The organism is Paraburkholderia dinghuensis (genome assembly GCF_003837865.1).
GTDB lineage: Bacteria > Pseudomonadota > Gammaproteobacteria > Burkholderiales > Burkholderiaceae > Paraburkholderia > Paraburkholderia dinghuensis.
Map to the genome: position 1 here is coordinate 89,047 of NZ_RQIS01000019.1, position 15,314 is coordinate 104,360.

Annotated in this window: 15 protein-coding genes and 2 pseudogenes; 9 read left to right on the forward strand and 8 right to left on the reverse strand. The window is 60.6% G+C overall.

The features are described 5' to 3' along the window. The first annotated feature begins 8 nt into the window (after window positions 1–8). The 5 genes from D1Y85_RS22360 to D1Y85_RS22380 all read left to right on the forward strand — a co-directional run bounded on the left by D1Y85_RS22360 (window position 9) and on the right by D1Y85_RS22380 (window position 3,893). The gene (locus tag D1Y85_RS22360) at window positions 9–581 is read left to right on the forward strand and encodes a cupredoxin domain-containing protein (RefSeq protein WP_124153257.1); all 573 of its coding nucleotides are present in this window, start codon (window positions 9–11) and stop codon (window positions 579–581) included. Then, the gene (locus tag D1Y85_RS22365; RefSeq protein WP_124153258.1) at window positions 571–2,196 is read left to right on the forward strand and encodes a cbb3-type cytochrome c oxidase subunit I; all 1,626 of its coding nucleotides are present in this window, start codon (window positions 571–573) and stop codon (window positions 2,194–2,196) included. The genes D1Y85_RS22360 and D1Y85_RS22365 overlap by 11 nt, the downstream gene beginning before the upstream one ends. Continuing rightward, entirely contained in the window at window positions 2,193–2,981 is a 789-nt protein-coding gene (locus D1Y85_RS22370) for a c-type cytochrome (RefSeq protein WP_124153259.1), read from the forward strand. The genes D1Y85_RS22365 and D1Y85_RS22370 overlap by 4 nt, the downstream gene beginning before the upstream one ends. 46 nt (window positions 2,982–3,027) lie before the next feature. After that, window positions 3,028–3,459 carry an OsmC family protein gene (locus D1Y85_RS22375; RefSeq protein ID WP_124153260.1) on the forward strand — a complete coding sequence of 144 codons (432 nt, stop codon included), beginning with the start codon at window positions 3,028–3,030 and terminating at the stop codon, window positions 3,457–3,459. Window positions 3,460–3,554: 95 nt separating this feature from the next. Further along, window positions 3,555–3,893 carry a cupin domain-containing protein gene (locus tag D1Y85_RS22380; RefSeq protein WP_124153261.1) on the forward strand — a complete coding sequence of 113 codons (339 nt, stop codon included), beginning with the start codon at window positions 3,555–3,557 and terminating at the stop codon, window positions 3,891–3,893. Between the two features lie 309 nt (window positions 3,894–4,202). On the opposite strand, the gene D1Y85_RS22385 is transcribed toward D1Y85_RS22380, so the two are convergent. Beyond that, window positions 4,203–5,726 (reverse strand): 4-hydroxyphenylacetate 3-hydroxylase N-terminal domain-containing protein, encoded by a 1,524-nt coding sequence (locus D1Y85_RS22385; protein WP_124153262.1) that lies wholly within the window; start codon window positions 5,724–5,726, stop codon window positions 4,203–4,205. Window positions 5,727–5,856: 130 nt separating this feature from the next. On the opposite strand from D1Y85_RS22385, the pseudogene D1Y85_RS22390 reads away from it, so the two are divergent. Then, window positions 5,857–6,057: pseudogene (locus D1Y85_RS22390) on the forward strand (transposase); the annotation flags it as partial. A 59-nt stretch (window positions 6,058–6,116) separates the two neighbouring features. Here D1Y85_RS22390 and D1Y85_RS27735 read toward each other — a convergent pair. The 7 genes and pseudogenes from D1Y85_RS27735 to D1Y85_RS27185 form a co-directional block, all read right to left on the reverse strand. Then, window positions 6,117–6,197 (reverse strand): annotated as a pseudogene (locus D1Y85_RS27735) (IS5/IS1182 family transposase); the annotation flags it as partial. Window positions 6,198–6,839: 642 nt separating this feature from the next. Further along, window positions 6,840–7,412, reverse strand: coding sequence for a hypothetical protein (locus D1Y85_RS22400; protein WP_124153264.1), 573 nt, complete (start codon window positions 7,410–7,412; stop codon window positions 6,840–6,842). A 144-nt stretch (window positions 7,413–7,556) separates the two neighbouring features. Then, complete coding sequence (locus D1Y85_RS22405; protein WP_124153265.1) at window positions 7,557–7,895, reverse strand: hypothetical protein; 339 nt, start codon at window positions 7,893–7,895, stop codon at window positions 7,557–7,559. A gap of 79 nt (window positions 7,896–7,974) precedes the next feature. Further along, window positions 7,975–9,105 carry a DUF2827 domain-containing protein gene (locus D1Y85_RS22410; protein ID WP_124153266.1) on the reverse strand — a complete coding sequence of 377 codons (1,131 nt, stop codon included), beginning with the start codon at window positions 9,103–9,105 and terminating at the stop codon, window positions 7,975–7,977. Further along, on the reverse strand, window positions 9,102–10,262 hold the full coding sequence (locus tag D1Y85_RS22415; protein WP_124153267.1) for a DUF2827 domain-containing protein: 1,161 nt from the start codon (window positions 10,260–10,262) through the stop codon (window positions 9,102–9,104). Before D1Y85_RS22415 ends, D1Y85_RS22410 begins: the two co-directional genes overlap by 4 nt. A gap of 4 nt (window positions 10,263–10,266) precedes the next feature. Beyond that, window positions 10,267–11,412: a DUF2827 domain-containing protein gene (locus D1Y85_RS22420; RefSeq protein ID WP_124153268.1), complete on the reverse strand. Its 1,146-nt coding sequence runs from the start codon at window positions 11,410–11,412 to the stop codon at window positions 10,267–10,269. A gap of 87 nt (window positions 11,413–11,499) precedes the next feature. Then, entirely contained in the window at window positions 11,500–12,276 is a 777-nt protein-coding gene (locus D1Y85_RS27185; protein ID WP_185219079.1) for a YadA family autotransporter adhesin, read from the reverse strand. Window positions 12,277–12,316: 40 nt separating this feature from the next. Between D1Y85_RS27185 and D1Y85_RS27190 the strand changes: the two genes are divergently transcribed. The 3 genes from D1Y85_RS27190 to D1Y85_RS27200 form a co-directional block, all read left to right on the forward strand. Then, on the forward strand, window positions 12,317–13,453 hold the full coding sequence (locus D1Y85_RS27190; protein ID WP_185219080.1) for a hypothetical protein: 1,137 nt from the start codon (window positions 12,317–12,319) through the stop codon (window positions 13,451–13,453). A gap of 39 nt (window positions 13,454–13,492) precedes the next feature. Further along, entirely contained in the window at window positions 13,493–13,825 is a 333-nt protein-coding gene (locus D1Y85_RS27195) for a hypothetical protein (RefSeq protein ID WP_185219081.1), read from the forward strand. Window positions 13,826–13,828: 3 nt separating this feature from the next. Next, the coding region (locus tag D1Y85_RS27200; protein WP_185219082.1) for a hypothetical protein at window positions 13,829–15,314 on the forward strand (1,486 nt) is incomplete at its 3' end.

Sequence of the window (15,314 nt, forward strand, 5' to 3'; positions counted from 1 at the left end):
CCGATCCCATGTCGAGCCCAACCGATCCCCACGCCAGTGCCGACGTCGCCGCCCGCGTAGAGCGTCGCTGGGCGATAGCCATGGTCCTGCTTGTGTCCGTTCTGGTCGCGATGGTCGTCTACACCGGCCTGCACTGGGCGATGATGCCGCCGTCACGCGTTGAGACAGTCGACGTCACCTCGCTGCACATGAGCGGCGAATTCGTCGAACCGAACCTCGGCAGCGCCGTCGAGTCCGACGGCTCGGTGACGGTGCGCCTGATCGCTCAGGAATACTCGTTCACGCCGCAGTGCCTGCTCGTGCCCGCAGGCGTGCCGATCACGTTTCGCGCGACGAGTGCCGACGTCATACACGGCTTCCTCATCACCGACACGAACCTGAACTCGATGGTCGAACCGGGCTATGTATCGACGTTCCGCACGACCTTCGATCGCACGGGCGATCACCTCATGCCCTGCCACGAGTACTGTGGCCCAGGCCACCAGGGCATGTGGGCGCACGTGAAGGTCATCGACAAGGACTCGTTCATGCAGATGGCCGCACAGGCCGGCAACGCGCGGAGACTCAGCTGTGTTAAATAACAAGCGACTCGTCCTGGCTCACTTCTGGCTCGCGTTCATCCTGTTCGGCGTCGCGCTGCTGCTCGGCGCCTGGCAGATGCTCGTGCGCAGCCCGCTGCATCCGTGGCTGCAAAATCCCGAGTTGTACTACCGGTCGGTCACCGAGCACGGCACCGTGATGGGCTACGCGCTGCCCACGCTGGTCGCGATGGGTTTTGGCTACGCGGTCACCGAACTCGCGCTCAAGCGGCCGCTCATCGGCGTGCGCTGGGCATGGACCGGCTTCATCCTGGTCGCGCTCGGCGGGGTCATCGCGTCCGTGACCGTGGCGCTCGGACTCGCTTCCGTGCTTTTCACGTTCTATCCGCCGATGATCGGCAACGTGTTCTATTACATCGGTGTCGTGCTCGTCGTGGTGGGCTCGTGGGTCTGGGTCGGACTCATGGCCGTGAACTGCCACATCTGGAAGCGGGATAACCCGGGCAAGCCGGTGCCGCTCGCCATGTTCGCCAGCACCGCGGGCGCCTACCTGTGGGGCTGGACCGCCGTGGGCGCCGCGATCGAGGTGCTGTTCCAGATCCTGCCGGTTGCGCTCGGCCTGCGCACGACCATCGACGCCGGCCTCGCGCGCGTGTTCTTCTCGTGGACGCTGCACGCGATCGTCTACTTCTGGCTGATACCCGCGTATGTCGCCTACTACACGATCGTGCCGCGCGCGATCGGCGGGCGGCTCTACAGCGACGCGATGGCGCGTATTTCATTCATCCTGTTCCTCGTCGTCGCGATGCCGATCGGCCTGCATCACCTCTTTACCGATCCGCACGTGGGTTCCGGCTTCAAGTTCGTGCAGACGGTGTTCACCGCGCTCGTATCGGTGCCGACGCTGCTCACCGTCTTCACGATTTGCGCCTCGGTCGAAATCGCGGGCCGCCTGCGCGGCGGCACCGGCACTTTCGGCTGGATCGCGAAGCTGCCGTGGGACAATCCGCAGATGCTCGCCGTGGCGTTCTCGTTCGTCATGCTCGGCCTCGGCGGCGCGGGCGGCCTCATCAACATGAGCTACCAGCTCGACCAGACGATCCACAACACGCAGTGGATCACCGGCCACTTTCACCTCATTTTCGGCGGTGCGATTGTCATCATGTATTTCGCCATCGCCTACGATCTGTGGCCGCAGCTCACGGGCCGCGCGCTCACCAACTGGCGGCTCATGCGCTGGCAACTGTGGCTGTGGTTCATCGGCATGATGGTCACGACGATTCCGTGGCACTTCGTCGGCATCATGGGCATGCCGCGCCGCATGGCCTATTTCGACTTCACCGATCCCGCGATCGCGCCGCAGGCCATGCTCGTCGTGATCTCAGTGTTCGGCGGGCTGATACTCGTCATTTCGGGGATCCTGTTCTTCATCGTGCTGGTGCAAGGCCATCGCGGCGAGCGCATCGCCGCCGAGGAATACCGCTTCAGCACACCTGTCCACGAGCCGCACACACTGCCCGTCGCGCTCAACAGCTTCGCCTTGTGGGTCGTGCTCATGATCGCACTCACGGTCACCAATTACGCCTATCCGATCGCGCAGGCAATCGCGAACAACAACACGTCCGTACCTGCGATCCCCATTGGAGCGCTGCGATGAACGACGATACGCTGTTCTCGTTACGCAATCCGTGGTTCCGCGCCGGGGTCGGTGCGTCGATTGTGGCGTTCATCGTGTCGGTGTTGATCGGCTTCGTATGGCTGCCTTCCGTGAAAACCGATCCGTACTTCACGGGCATCTGGAACGCGATCTGCAGCGCCGCGGGCGTGCCGCGCCAGTGGCATCCGGTCGAATCAGCTATCCCGCCAGGCTACAAGGTCAGCACGGCCCAACTCACGCCGCACATGCTCGACAATCCCACGCAACTCTCGATCGGCCGCGGCGCGACGCTCGGGCTGCGCTGCTCGATGTGCCATGGACCGCAAGGCATCAGCGAGGCGAATTCGCCTAATCTCGCGGGGCAACCCGCAAGTTCGCTATACAAGCAACTGCACGACTTCCGAAGTGGCGTGCGTGTAAGCGCGGTGATGTCGCCGATGGCGCGCAATCTCTCCGACCAGGACATACGCGACCTCGCGGCCTGGTACGCCTCGCTGCCGCGCCCCGTCCACGTGAACGGCGCATCACCCCCGATCGTGGCGCACGGCTCGCCCCTGCGCAACATTCCGGCGTGCGCTTCGTGCCACGGCGGTATCGAGTTCATGGTCGGCGCCCCGTCGCTCGACGGTCTGCCCGCAGCCTATACGAAGGCCCAGATGCTTGCGTTTGCGGACGGCTCCCGGCACAACGACAACTCCGAGCAGATGCGCAATATCGCGCGCAACATGACCCTCGCGGAGATCGATGCCGCGGCGGCCTGGTTTGCCGGGCAACCGCGGCCTTGAGTCGGCGCTGAACGCGCATCCCTTTCCAATCCAGCGGAGAAACATCATGCAGAGGACGGCATCGGCCAGATGGCACGGTGGCATCAAAGACGGGCAAGGCACGATTTCCACGCAGACCGGCGTACTCAAAGACGCGCCGTATGGCTTCGCGTCGCGCTTCGAAGGCGGGCCGGGCACCAATCCCGAGGAACTCATCGGCGCCGCGCATGCGGGCTGCTTCACGATGGCGTTCTCGCTGTTTCTGACCAATGCGGGTTTCAAGGCCGACAGCATCGAAACCCGGTCGACCGTTACGCTCGACAAGGTGGGCGAAGGCTTCTCGATCACGGCGTGCGACCTCGACATGACGGCGAAAATCCCGGGCATCGATCAGGCGAACTTCGAAAAGCTCGCGACGGCTGCAAAGGAAAATTGCCCGCTGTCGAAGCTATTTGCCAACAACGCGAAGATCACGCTGAAAGCAGCGCTTGTTTCGTGAGCGCGCAAGGTGCCGCGTTCCTTGCCGGCCATCGGTGCGGGGTGTGCATCGTGCATGACGCGCGCGCGGCCGGCGTCATCGAATAAGAGATTTTTATGGCCATTCCCCATGCGTCACCCGGCGAGCCGTTCGACGTGAGCCCGCTCGGCGGCGCGTTGAAGGACGCGAAGTCCACGACGTTGATCCGCTCGAAACAGCTCGAAGTGATCCGGATCGTGCTGCCCGCGGGCAAACAGCTCGCCGAACACCACACGCCAGGCGAGATCACCGTGCAATGTGTGGAAGGCGTGGTGCGCTTCTCCGTGAACGGCGAGCCGCGGACGATTCATGCGGGCGACATGCTACTGCTCGAAGCGGGGACGCCGCATGCGCTGGAAGCGCTCGACGATGCATCGCTGATCGTGACGATCCGTCTCGCGAGCGACAAGGGGTAATGGCGCGATAGAAGTGAGGCGGGCGTGGTCGACGCCGCGCGCAAACACGCTTCGATCCATGTCGTGAGGCAGCGGTCGCTACGCTGTGCTCCCGATCGCGTTGCATCAGACGCCCAGCGCATCGATCACCGTAACCCGGCGACCCGGCAATCGCGGGCGAACGAGCCTCACGCCTGCCCCACCGAAACGCAAACCTCAAACCGACTACCAGCGATCGATCAGATTCCGCATTATTTGCCTACACGAGAGCATCTCTCAATTTGCCAGTTTGCGAAAAGCATGGCCGACAATAATCATGATGCCCTCGCACTACGGAGAGGTTTTATCAGCGGCGTTAAGGATGCTGATATCGTCCGGATTAATGAGGTCGGGAACCGTCCAGCCATCAAGGTCATACTCATCCATTGCCGATTGCGCAAAGTCCGCGAACCGTTGAAGGTTGCCAGTATCAAACGCCGCCTGCAGATTTCTAAGGCGGGTAGAAATGTTGTTTCCGTGGTAACTGATTTCAAACAGCTCGTGCCGCCCGCCAAACTCGGTACCCAACGCATCCCATAGCGCCTTCATGACTTTCACTCGCTCGTGTGCACGAGTGCCGCCTTCCGTACCGCGCAAATATTTCTCAAGATAGCCGCGAATCTCTGGCGTCTTGAAGTCGCTCGTGTGAGAGTTGACGTAAATGAAACCGCTTCCAATTGCCTGCTCGATGAGACTTCGTATGCGGGGTATGGCTGTCTGCTGCAGCACACTCCCCGCGAACGCAACGTTCGGATCTGGAGCAACACCGCCGTGCCACGGCGTAGCGCTCCTCGCTATCGCATCGGATTGGGCCCAGAAAATATTTCTCCAGGCAATCATCTCGCCTATGAGCGCCTGCACGCCTTGCACACGGCTGGCACCCGTAATTGAAAGCGCCCGCGCAAAAAGCCCAACGAGGAAATCCATCTTGACTGCGAATCGCGTTATTCCGTGAAGCTCATTTCTCTCGATAAAGCGATCTGAATAACTTTCATCCAGAGGCAAATCCATTTTATATGATAAAACGTTTTCCCACGGAATAAATACGTTATCGAACACCAGAATCGAGTCGTTCTCGTCAAATCTACTGGAAAGCGGATAATCGAACGGACTTCCCAGAACACCAGCCCGGTACTCGTTTGATACGCGGCATAAGAGTTTGAGTCCGGGCGCATTGACTGGCACGATGAAATTTATCGGCTCCGCCACGTCATGTGAAATGTAGACGTAGTGGCTGAAAACTCCACTGGTGCAAACCACCTTTGCGCCATCTACATAAACTCCAGCATCATTTTCCTTTACAACCCGAAGGTGAACACCTGAGGTTTCCGGACCGCCTTTATCTATCGGAGGATTCTGAATGCCAAAAGTGAAATACCAGGTCCGCTCGCAAGCCTTGGCGTGCCAATTTCGGGCATTTTCCTTGAATCGCTGGTAAAACGGCCCATTTGCACCGAGCGCGCCAACAATTGCGCCGCAATAATCGGGTGAACGCCCCATCCAGCCATATACGCTGCGCTGCCAGTCCGCAATTGCATCGCGTTGTGCAATCTGCTCCTCTACGGTTTTAGCAGGGAGGTAGAAGCGATGAGTGTACCCCCCTTCAGTAGGACTTGTAAGGCACGCCTTGCGCAGCGGATCATGAAGCGCATTATAAAGACGGGCCACCATACGTGCAGTATTACGAAACGCCGGATGCTCCGCAACATTAGATACCCGTTCACCGTATATCCAGACTTCGCGGCCATCATTCAGGCTCTCGAGATATTCTTCGCCAGTAAGAGGAATACCTGCTTTGCTGAGATCTTTGTCCATTTTCGAGAATACTCTAAAATAATAGATAGCCTGGAACGTTATTTACCCTGCTACGATTCGCCTCGGTTGGTAAGTTAGCGTGGCTAACACAACCCGGACATCCGCCCGTGAGCGCCATATCCATGGCGGTATGGCCAGACGAAAAACCACTAACGAATTATGGGCGGTGCTGGAACCACTGCTTACGGTGTTCACACCCTCACCCAAAGGTGGTCGACGCCGCAAGGTAGGTGACCGCGCAACACTGAACGGCATCCTGTATGTCATGCAAACGGGCATTACGTGCTTAGACCTGCCGCAGCAGGCTGGGTTCGGCAGCGACATGACATGCCCCAAGGAGACTTCCTTCGGGGCGTAGTCGCAAGCCAGATACCTGAACGGGTTGAGTCAGCCGACGCTGCGCTCGACCACCCAGCGACGAGGCAGCAGCGCGAAGCGCTTCTTCGCCTCAGGCAGTTTGATGACCTGCATTCCTCGCGTACGAAATGGCACGGCTTACGGACCTGAATCCTGGCTACTGCAGGGGTTTAAATTCGCCGCTAAATTCGCTACCAGGCGGTTGCAGCCGGGCACGCTCACCCACAAGGACGCGGGTGCTCGGTGCATACGTCATATGCGAGTGCGTCTGCAATTCCGGATGTGCTGCCAGCAGCGCTCCAAGGCTCTCGTCATGACTCGGTTGCGATCGACCCATCGCGTGAGGCCATTGATGAAGCATGCCCGCCGGAGCGTCGTTTCTCGGCACCAGATGAAGGGCGCTCGTTGGTGTGACCGGTGGCGCAGACGTGGCTGGAACCGCTTGAGTTTGCGACTCCTGTGCACAAGCAAGCGTAATCAGACACCAGGATACAACCACAACGAATGGTAATTTGTTGTTCATCGAGTGCTCCCGAACAGAGCGCGACCATGATAGCAACGCGAAGATTCGTCGTTGTGAGCGCCTTACCTAGTCGGATATACGTTTCGAATATCTAACATTTCATGCGATTGCGTAGCGACTGACGCTGCGTGCAATCGCATCCCCATGATGGCCCGTCGTGAAGCCACCGGGGCGAATCTGAATTTCTGATCGCGCTTCAAAACGTGCCAGTAAATTCAGTCAGCGTAACCAGCCTATTTCCCCGGCCCGACCGCACCTGCCGCAGTCCACGTCGCCGCGAATTTCACAAAACGCCGGATGACCAGACAGCTTCCGGAAGTTTCGATCAACGAGACCGTCGATCCTGGATCCTGCTGCTTCGCGTAGACAGTCATCTGGGGCAGCAATTTCGTCGCCTGAAAGCCACGCAACTCTGCGTCAGCAACCGCCTTGCACGACTTGGGCGCGACTTCGATCCGTTCGGCGGATGTGGAACACGAGCCATCGAGTTCGGGCACCGCCGAAATCGACATCACGGCATTACTGCCCGCCCGCCCTTCCAGGCCGAGCAAAGAAAACACCGCCGCTCCATTAGGCTTGCGGTGATCCCAATCGAGCAGTACATCACTGTTGCGCGCGTCGCGGACACCGAATTCCGACAACGCGCTCAACGCCGGCAAACATTGGCGTACGCCGACGTTGCCGGCGGCGAGTACTAGTGGATTACGTGGTGTCGGCGCGCTGGTGGCGGGCGCAAGCACACTTTGCGCATGCGCCGCCGCAACGGACGCCGAGATAACCAGCAGGCCCGCGGAAAAACGGATCAAGCCACGACGGCAAGCATATAGAACAGCTCTCATTACTCGCTCCAACAACAATAAACAATCCTGCTTAAGCGGAATAACTGGAACCGATCCAGGCCGCATTCACGATGCCCGACGAACGGAAGGAACCAATAGCCCGACTGGGGACTACCGCGCCTGTGTTCCCTGCGCACCCGCTTCGCTGCCGTTTGCAGCGACACACATAAACGTCATGCTGCGCGGATCATCTCCGCTTTTCAGGCTGAGATCCTTTGAATCCTTGGCTTCCACCTGGCGGACCTGGCGCTCGCCGCAGATCTTTTTCATCTGCCGCACGCAGACCGACGAAGAACTGAAAATACCCTTGCATTCAACGCGATACTGTACGCCGCCATTCGCCGCGGAAATCACCTCGGTTTTTTGCAGGGGATCCGAATACGTCGAGCATCCCCAGATAAAGGATGTCGAAATTACCATGACCGCGGTGATAGAAGATTTTATTTTCATAAGAGTGCAAAACAATATTTAAAGAAATGTCCGCCTTTCCAACAGTGACGCCTCGACCTGACACTACGACGTCGCCATTTCAGCGCACCGGCGCCTTCATCAAGTTTTCCAGCAACGCACTATAGGTAGAAACGACATCCTTGTTGTCCGGCAGATAGCGCTGGATCAGCGCGCGCTGCCTGTCCCGGTATGAAACGGCATTCGCATCGTGATGGTCGATGACTTCGTTGAGCCGCCGCGCCCCTGCGCCTGCATCGTTCCCGGCGTAGTAATAGCCGAGGTCATCGCACAACGTTGCGTTGTGAACCAGCGGATACCCTTGCCAGCACACCTCCAGGTAAAAGTAATTGAGCGGATTCTCCAACTGGTGCGAAAGCACGACATCGGTATTCGTCGCCAGAAACGTCGGCGTATCGTGCCGCCCCGTGAATAGTGCCTTGCCGGCGCGGACAATATCGAGGTGGTTCATCAGCGCAATGAAGTCGCGATTCGTCTGCGCCAGCGGCAACGTATTGGCCACCTGCAGCAATTCGATGTCTGCGGGGCGTTCCCGGTACACGAGTTCCGCAATCAATATCGGATACAGGCAGAACTTCACGATATTGATGTTCGGCTCCATGACCGTGAGCCTGCGTGGTCCCTGGCGCGGCCGGTATTGCCCTCCGTCCGGAAAGCTTTGCGACCGCGCCTCCAGAAACACCGGACTCCATACGAACGGCACGACCTGCCCCGGCAGGCGCCTCATCACCTCGAGATATGACTGTGTGTTGCCCGCCACCTGGGGAATGAACCACAGCGCGTCATAACGCAGGTTCACGAAGAGGTTGCCGTCCCACATATTTTTGCCGAACAGCATCGCTTCGGCCGCGTGGATATATTCGAATCCGCAGCAATACGAAACGAGACGGGTGCCACGGGCCTTCAAATATTCCGTGCGCGCGGGATCCGTCTGACCGCCCAGCTCGATCAGAACATCCAGCTTGTCCTTGGCGTCATCGAACGACACCACAGGCCAGCGGGTCTGGTCCCACGGAAGTGCGTCGGTGATCGGCACGCCCGTGGTATTGACGAGCACCACGCTCTCGACATTCGGACAGTGGCGCAGCGTCTCCGCCAGAAACACGCCATTCTGTTTGATGCCGTTGTTCCACAGCGTTTCGTCGACCTGGTGCAGGCCGATGGTAATCCCGACACGCAGTTTTTGGCTCATCGCGCGCCTCCGGCGAATACCGCGTCGATCGCGTCACCGTAGATTTTCACGTTGACCGGATTCAGCGGGTCCAGCGTCTGCAGGAACGTATTCGCGGTGCGGCGGTACGCGTCCAGGTTCAGATCGTGCATGTTGAACGCGTGCAACAGCATGCCGCCGCCCTCTTCGCAATCGAAGTCGTGATAGCGGTAGCCACAATCGCCGATCAGATGCGAGTTATGAATCAGCGGGTAGCCGCCGTAGAGTGCCTCGTAGTAGACGTAGTTTTGCGCGTTCTCCCACTGGTGAGTCACCACGACGTCGACATATTTCGACATGACCTGCCAGAACGGGAAGCGCCCCTCGAACGAAGCAATCCCGTGCTGCACGATATCGAGGCTGCGCGCGAATGCGAAGAAGCCAGCGTGGTCCTTGATACCGACCGTGTTGTAAACCCACACGTGCTCCAGCACGTCCGGATTCTCCCGATGCGCGTTTTCGCAGCACAGCATCGGAATCTGGCTAGTCTTCACCATGCAGATGTTCGGCTCGAAGATGCCGGCGCGCCAGCGGGCGCGGCCCGGCTGGTAGCCAAACGACTCTCCCTCCGGCAGCGCGGTGGCGGCGCGCTCGAGCACAATTGAACTCCACAGATGCGGCATCAAACGCACCGGCGCGCGCATTGCGCTGCGATAGTACGGCATGCATGTCCGTTCGTACTCGGCCAGCGTCCAGATCTCGTCATACGGCGCGGCGCTGATCAAAAGCGCCTGCTGGCGATCGAAGACCATCCGTTCGATGTCGATCACATAGTCGTTCCCGACCCGCATGGAGATCACGCGTCCGCCGCGCTCCCGGAACGACACGATCCAGTCGCGATTCAACTGGGCGCTCATTTCGATCATCAGATCGAGCCGGTTCATGGCATCGTTCAGATCGATCAGCGGAACAGGCGAATCTTCGATGAAATTCTTTGCGTCGTCGACGTCGCCGCCGCCTCCTCCCACCACGAGATACACCTCGCTGACCGACGGCACGAGCTTGAGCAACATCACCAGAAAGAGGCAGTTCTGGAAGATGCCGTTTTCCCACAAGGACTGCTGCCCCTTGCGCACAAAAAGCGACACCCCGACTTTCAGATTGCGACGCTTTTCCGTCGTACCGTTTGAAAACTCCATGCTGTCAATTCCTCACACCGTTCGAGCCCGTCAGACTTTGCAACCGCACCGCGTACTGAGCAAGATTGGCCGTTCCAAAAGGATCGACCGTATCGAACACTGCGCGTGCGTGGTCGCGGTACGTCTGGAGTTGCTCGTCATGATGGCGCCAGGCGTCAAGCAACTGTTCGCCCCCCTGCTTCGCGTCAAAGCCTTCGTAGTAGTAACCGGCGCCCATCTGCGCGAGCCACGGCGAGTTGTGGATCAACGGATAGCCGCCATACAACACGTCCAGATAACTGTAATTCTGATCGTTGCACCATTGATGTGCGACGACCGCGTCGGCGTGCTGCGCCATGAAGCCGACGATGTCGTGCCGTCCGTGGAAGGTCGCGCGGTGCTCGCGCACCAGGTCGAGCGAATTCGCGAGGTGCAGCATCGTGACATGGTCCTTCATGTGCATCGTGTTGAGCACATGCATCGCGGCCACGCTGTCGCGTTCGACACGGTATGCCTCATCGCAGACGAGCATCGGTATGCTCGACGTCTTCACAACCGAGATGTTCGGTTCGAAGATCGCGACGCGCAACCCGCCACCTGCGGCTTTACGTGCATCAAGCGCCGCCTCGTAGCCATAATGGAAACCGTGTGCCGCGACTTCCTGGATACGCCGCTCCAGAAACTGGGGATGCCACAAATACGGAACCACATGCACCGGACAACGATGCAATGTCCGCATCATCGGCACGCTTGCCTCGTCTTTCGGGAGCACCCAGATTTCGTCGCAGCGGTCCGGACGTGACGAATGGACGGGCTTGTTGAACACGGCCGGCTCAACGAGTCCGACAAAGGGCTGCCCGCAGCAGTAGTACACAACCTTGCGCCCGCGCGCACGCATCAGATCGAGCCACGCGTTGTCGAGCGCCCCGGCCATTTCGACGATCACGTCGACTTCGTCGGTCGCCTGCTGCTGTTTGATGATGCGCAGGCCCGGCGCAACCTGCTCCACGTCGGCCGGCAATTGTTGCTCGCTGCCCACGTCGATCAGTACGACTGATCGCACGAACGGCAGACGCTGAAACGTCTGCGCAACGAAGATAGTGTTCTGTCCCAGACCGTTTTCCCAGATATTCTGGCCCTGGTGGCTGAGAACGGAAATTCCGATACGCATTGATCCCTTCCTGATACTTGTACCCATACCGCGGGCCCGTTTCGTCGAAACGTGCCCGCGGTCCACTCCCCGTAGCACAACCTGCTGTTAGTACGTGTACGTCATACCTACACCCACGTTCTGGTTGGTGCCCGAGACACCGACCCCCACCTTCACGCCGATGTTATTCGTGACGCGCACCGTTGTACCTACTGCAATCGCCTGATATCCACCGTAGTTCCCTGCGCCAACCCCGATCGACAGCGTCTTGTCCGCATCGACACCCGGAATCATCGTCAGCGCTATCGCAGATGCAATACCCGAGTACGCGTTCCGGCTGATGCTCTGCATCGCACTGGTGACGCCACCGGTGACGGCGTTGAGCTGGCTCATGTTGATCGCGTCTGTGTCGTCCGTACCGGCCGCCAGGTTCGTGATACGCCGCTCGTTGCCCGTCGAGCCCACGGATACCGTGTTGTCCTCCTTCGCAATCGACCCCGCACCAAGCGCGACCGAATTCGCGCCCGTTGCAGTTGCACCAGCACCGAGTGCCACCGAGTTGTTGCCCGCGGCCAGCGAGTTCGCGCCCACCGCGACGGTCGGATCGGCAGTTGCCTGCGCGTTGTAACCGATCGCCACCGAGCCCGCGTAGGTCGCCGACGCACGGAACCCGACTGCCGTCGTGTTCTCCGCAGTAGCGGCCGCGTTCGAGCCGTAAGCCGTTGCACCGTCACCCGTGGCCGTCGCGCACAAGCCCGAACCGGTTGCGTCCACACCCGACACCGACGAACAGCCGGCGACATTGACGCTGCCGATCGTCGTGCCACTGCTTCCGCGCGTCTGCGCCGTACTGTCACTGTTAGCTGCGCCAATCAGTGTGCCCACAACCGTCGCACCTTGCGCTGCCGCAGCATCTACCTGCGCAGTGAAGGGTTCTATTGATGTAGACAGAGATGCGACTGTCGAGTTCGTGGTAGTGAGGCCGGTCGACAGCGACGTAATGTCCGAGGTCAGTGTCGACACGCTCGTCGACAGCGAACCAAGGCTCGTCGACGTCGATCCCGCGAGATCCGAGATCGCCGTGGAACTCGAGGTCGACAGCGAACCGACACCGGTCGACACGGAAGCGAGACCCGTGGAGATCGAGCTGTCCGTCGTGCCGAGCGCGGTCGAAAGCGAACCGACGTCAACCGCCACGCCGCTTGCATCGAACGTTATCGAGCTCGACAGGCTGGCAATCGCACTGTCCGTGGACGCTATGCCCGTGGACAGCGAGTTCACGCTCGTCGACAGCGAACTCATGCCGCTCGACGTCGCCGTCGACAGGCTCGCGACGGTGCTGTCAGTGGTTTCGAGGCCGGTATCAACCGAATCGACCGCCGTGGACAGCGAAGCCAGACCCGACGACGTCGACGACGACAGGTTTGCAATCGTCGAGTTCGTGGCCGACATGCTGGCGCTCACCGTGCCTACATCCGTCGACAACGTGCTCAGGCTGCTCGACGTTCCGGCAGACAGGCTCGCCACCGTGCTGTTGGTGGTCGACAGACCGCTCGAAAGCGATGCGAGGCCGGTCGAAGTCGAAGTGCTAACCGTGCTCAGGCCAGTGGACGCCGAAGTTGCAAGTGCGCTCACCCCGGTGGACAGCGACGAGAGACCGGTCGAACTGGAACCCGCCAGCGTCGTCAACGTGCTGTTCGCGGTACTGATTCCGCCGGCGAGCAGGCTCGCCCCGCTGGAAATCGAACTTCCCAGCGTGCCGAGCGTGGTCGTGGTTGTGATGATGCCGGTCGACAGCGAAGCAATGCCGCTCGACGTCGACGTCGACACCGTCGTAACGGTCGTCGACAGACCATCCATGCTGGTCGAGAGCGAGTCGAAGCCGCTCGCCAGATCGCTGATGCCCGTTGACGTCGACGTCGACAGATCGGACGCACCGGTGGACACCGAAGCGAGGCTCGTCGAAGTGGACGTCGACAGGCTGTCGATATCGCCGTCGACCGTCGAGATGCCGGTGGAAAGCGACGACAGCGTCGTCGACGTTGTCGTCGACAGGCTGTAGATGTCGCTTTGCGCGCCGACCAGGGCGGTAGAGAGCGAAGTGACGGCCGTCGACGACGACGACGACAGGCTCGACACGACGCCCGCGATCGTCGACACACTGCTCGAGACCGAACCGATGCCGGCCGATGTCGATGCATCGAGATTGGCGACTGTGCTCTCGGTCGTGGACAGGCCCGTCGACAGCGATCCTGCCCCCGCAGATACCGAAGCCGACAGAACGGCAAAGCTGCTCTGCGTGGTCGAGAGCCCCGTGGACAGCGAGCTTGCACCCGTCGAGAGCGACGTCGACACACCTGCGACGTTGCTGCTCGTCGTGGAGAGACCGGTAGACAGTTGCGCCAGTCCGGTGGACGTCGAAGCGGAGAACTGATCGATGGTCGTGGACAGCGACGACACCGCGCTGGTGACACTCGACACGCTGGCGCTGCCCTGCGTCAGGCCGACGGTCGCGGACCCGGACACACTGGTGAGTATGTCGTTGGCCGTCGACAGTCCCGACGACAACGACACGACACCATCCGCCATCGTGGTCGACAGACCGGAGACGGTCGTGGTCACCGTCGAGAGGCTCGTGCTCAGCGACTGCACACCCGTCGACGCGGATGCGTCGAGCACGTCGAGCGAGCTGTCCGTCGAGCTAAGGCCGCTCGAGAGCGACGCGAAGCTGGTCGACGTCGAGCCGCTCAGTGCATCGAGCCCCGTCGAGAGCATGGTCAGGCTGCTGGTCGTGCCGGACAGGCCGGTCGACAGCGACGCCACGCTTTCCGACGAAGTCGTCGAGAGGCTGCTGAGCGCGCCTTGCTGGCCGGACAGCCCGGACGACAACGATGCCAGTCCGGCCGAGCTGGAAGCCGACATGCTGCCGAGATCGCTCGTTACCGTCGCGAGACCGGTCGACAGCGAATTCACGTCGCCGTACGACGAAGCCGACAAGCTCGTCAACGTGCTATTCGCGGTTGCGACCCCGCTCGATACCGAAGCCAGGCTCGTCGAACCGGAAGCAGACAGCGACGCGACGTTGCTCGTCGTCGTCGAAAGGCCCGACGACAGCGCAGTCATGCCGGACGAAGTCGAGATCGACATGGACTGCAGGTCGTCGGTCGCCGCAGCAAGACCGGTCGACAGCGCGGAAAGTCCGGCGAGGGTCGAAACCGAAAGACTTGCCGTGGTGCTGTTCGTCGACGACAGGCCGCTCGAGAGCGAGCTGAATCCGGTCGCCGTCGAAACCGACAGGCCCGTCATCGAGCTCGTTGCGGAAGTGAGCGCGGTCGACAGCGATCCGACGCCAGTCGATACCGAGCCCGACATGCTCGCAATCTTGCTGTCGTTCGTCGCAATGCCGGACGACAGCGACGCAACGCTCGTGGAACCCGACACCGCCAGATTGCCAAGCGTGCTGCTCGCGGTAGACAGGCTGCCGGACAGTGCGGCAATGCCGGTCGACGTTTGGGTCGATACGCTCGATACGATGCTTTCGGTGCTGGCAAGACCCGTAGACAGCGGCGCGAGCGCCGTGGACGCGGACGCCGTGAGGTTAGTCACGTTGTTCTGCGTCGCGCTGAGGCCCGCCGTAAGCGACGAGACACCGGTCGATGTCGACGTCGTCAAGGCATCGAGACCCGTCGACAGCGAGCCTACTCCGCTCGCGAGCGACGACGTACCGGTCGACAGCGAGCTGAGGCTCGCGACCGTGGCCGTGGACAGACTCGTCAGGCCGCTGGCAGTCGTGCTCGCGCCGGTGCTCAGCGACGCAAGGCTCGCGTCCGTCGACGTCGACAGGCTCGACACCGTGCTGTCCGCCGTCGCCATCGCCGTCGACACCGACACCAGACCCGTCGACGCCGACACCGACAGATCCG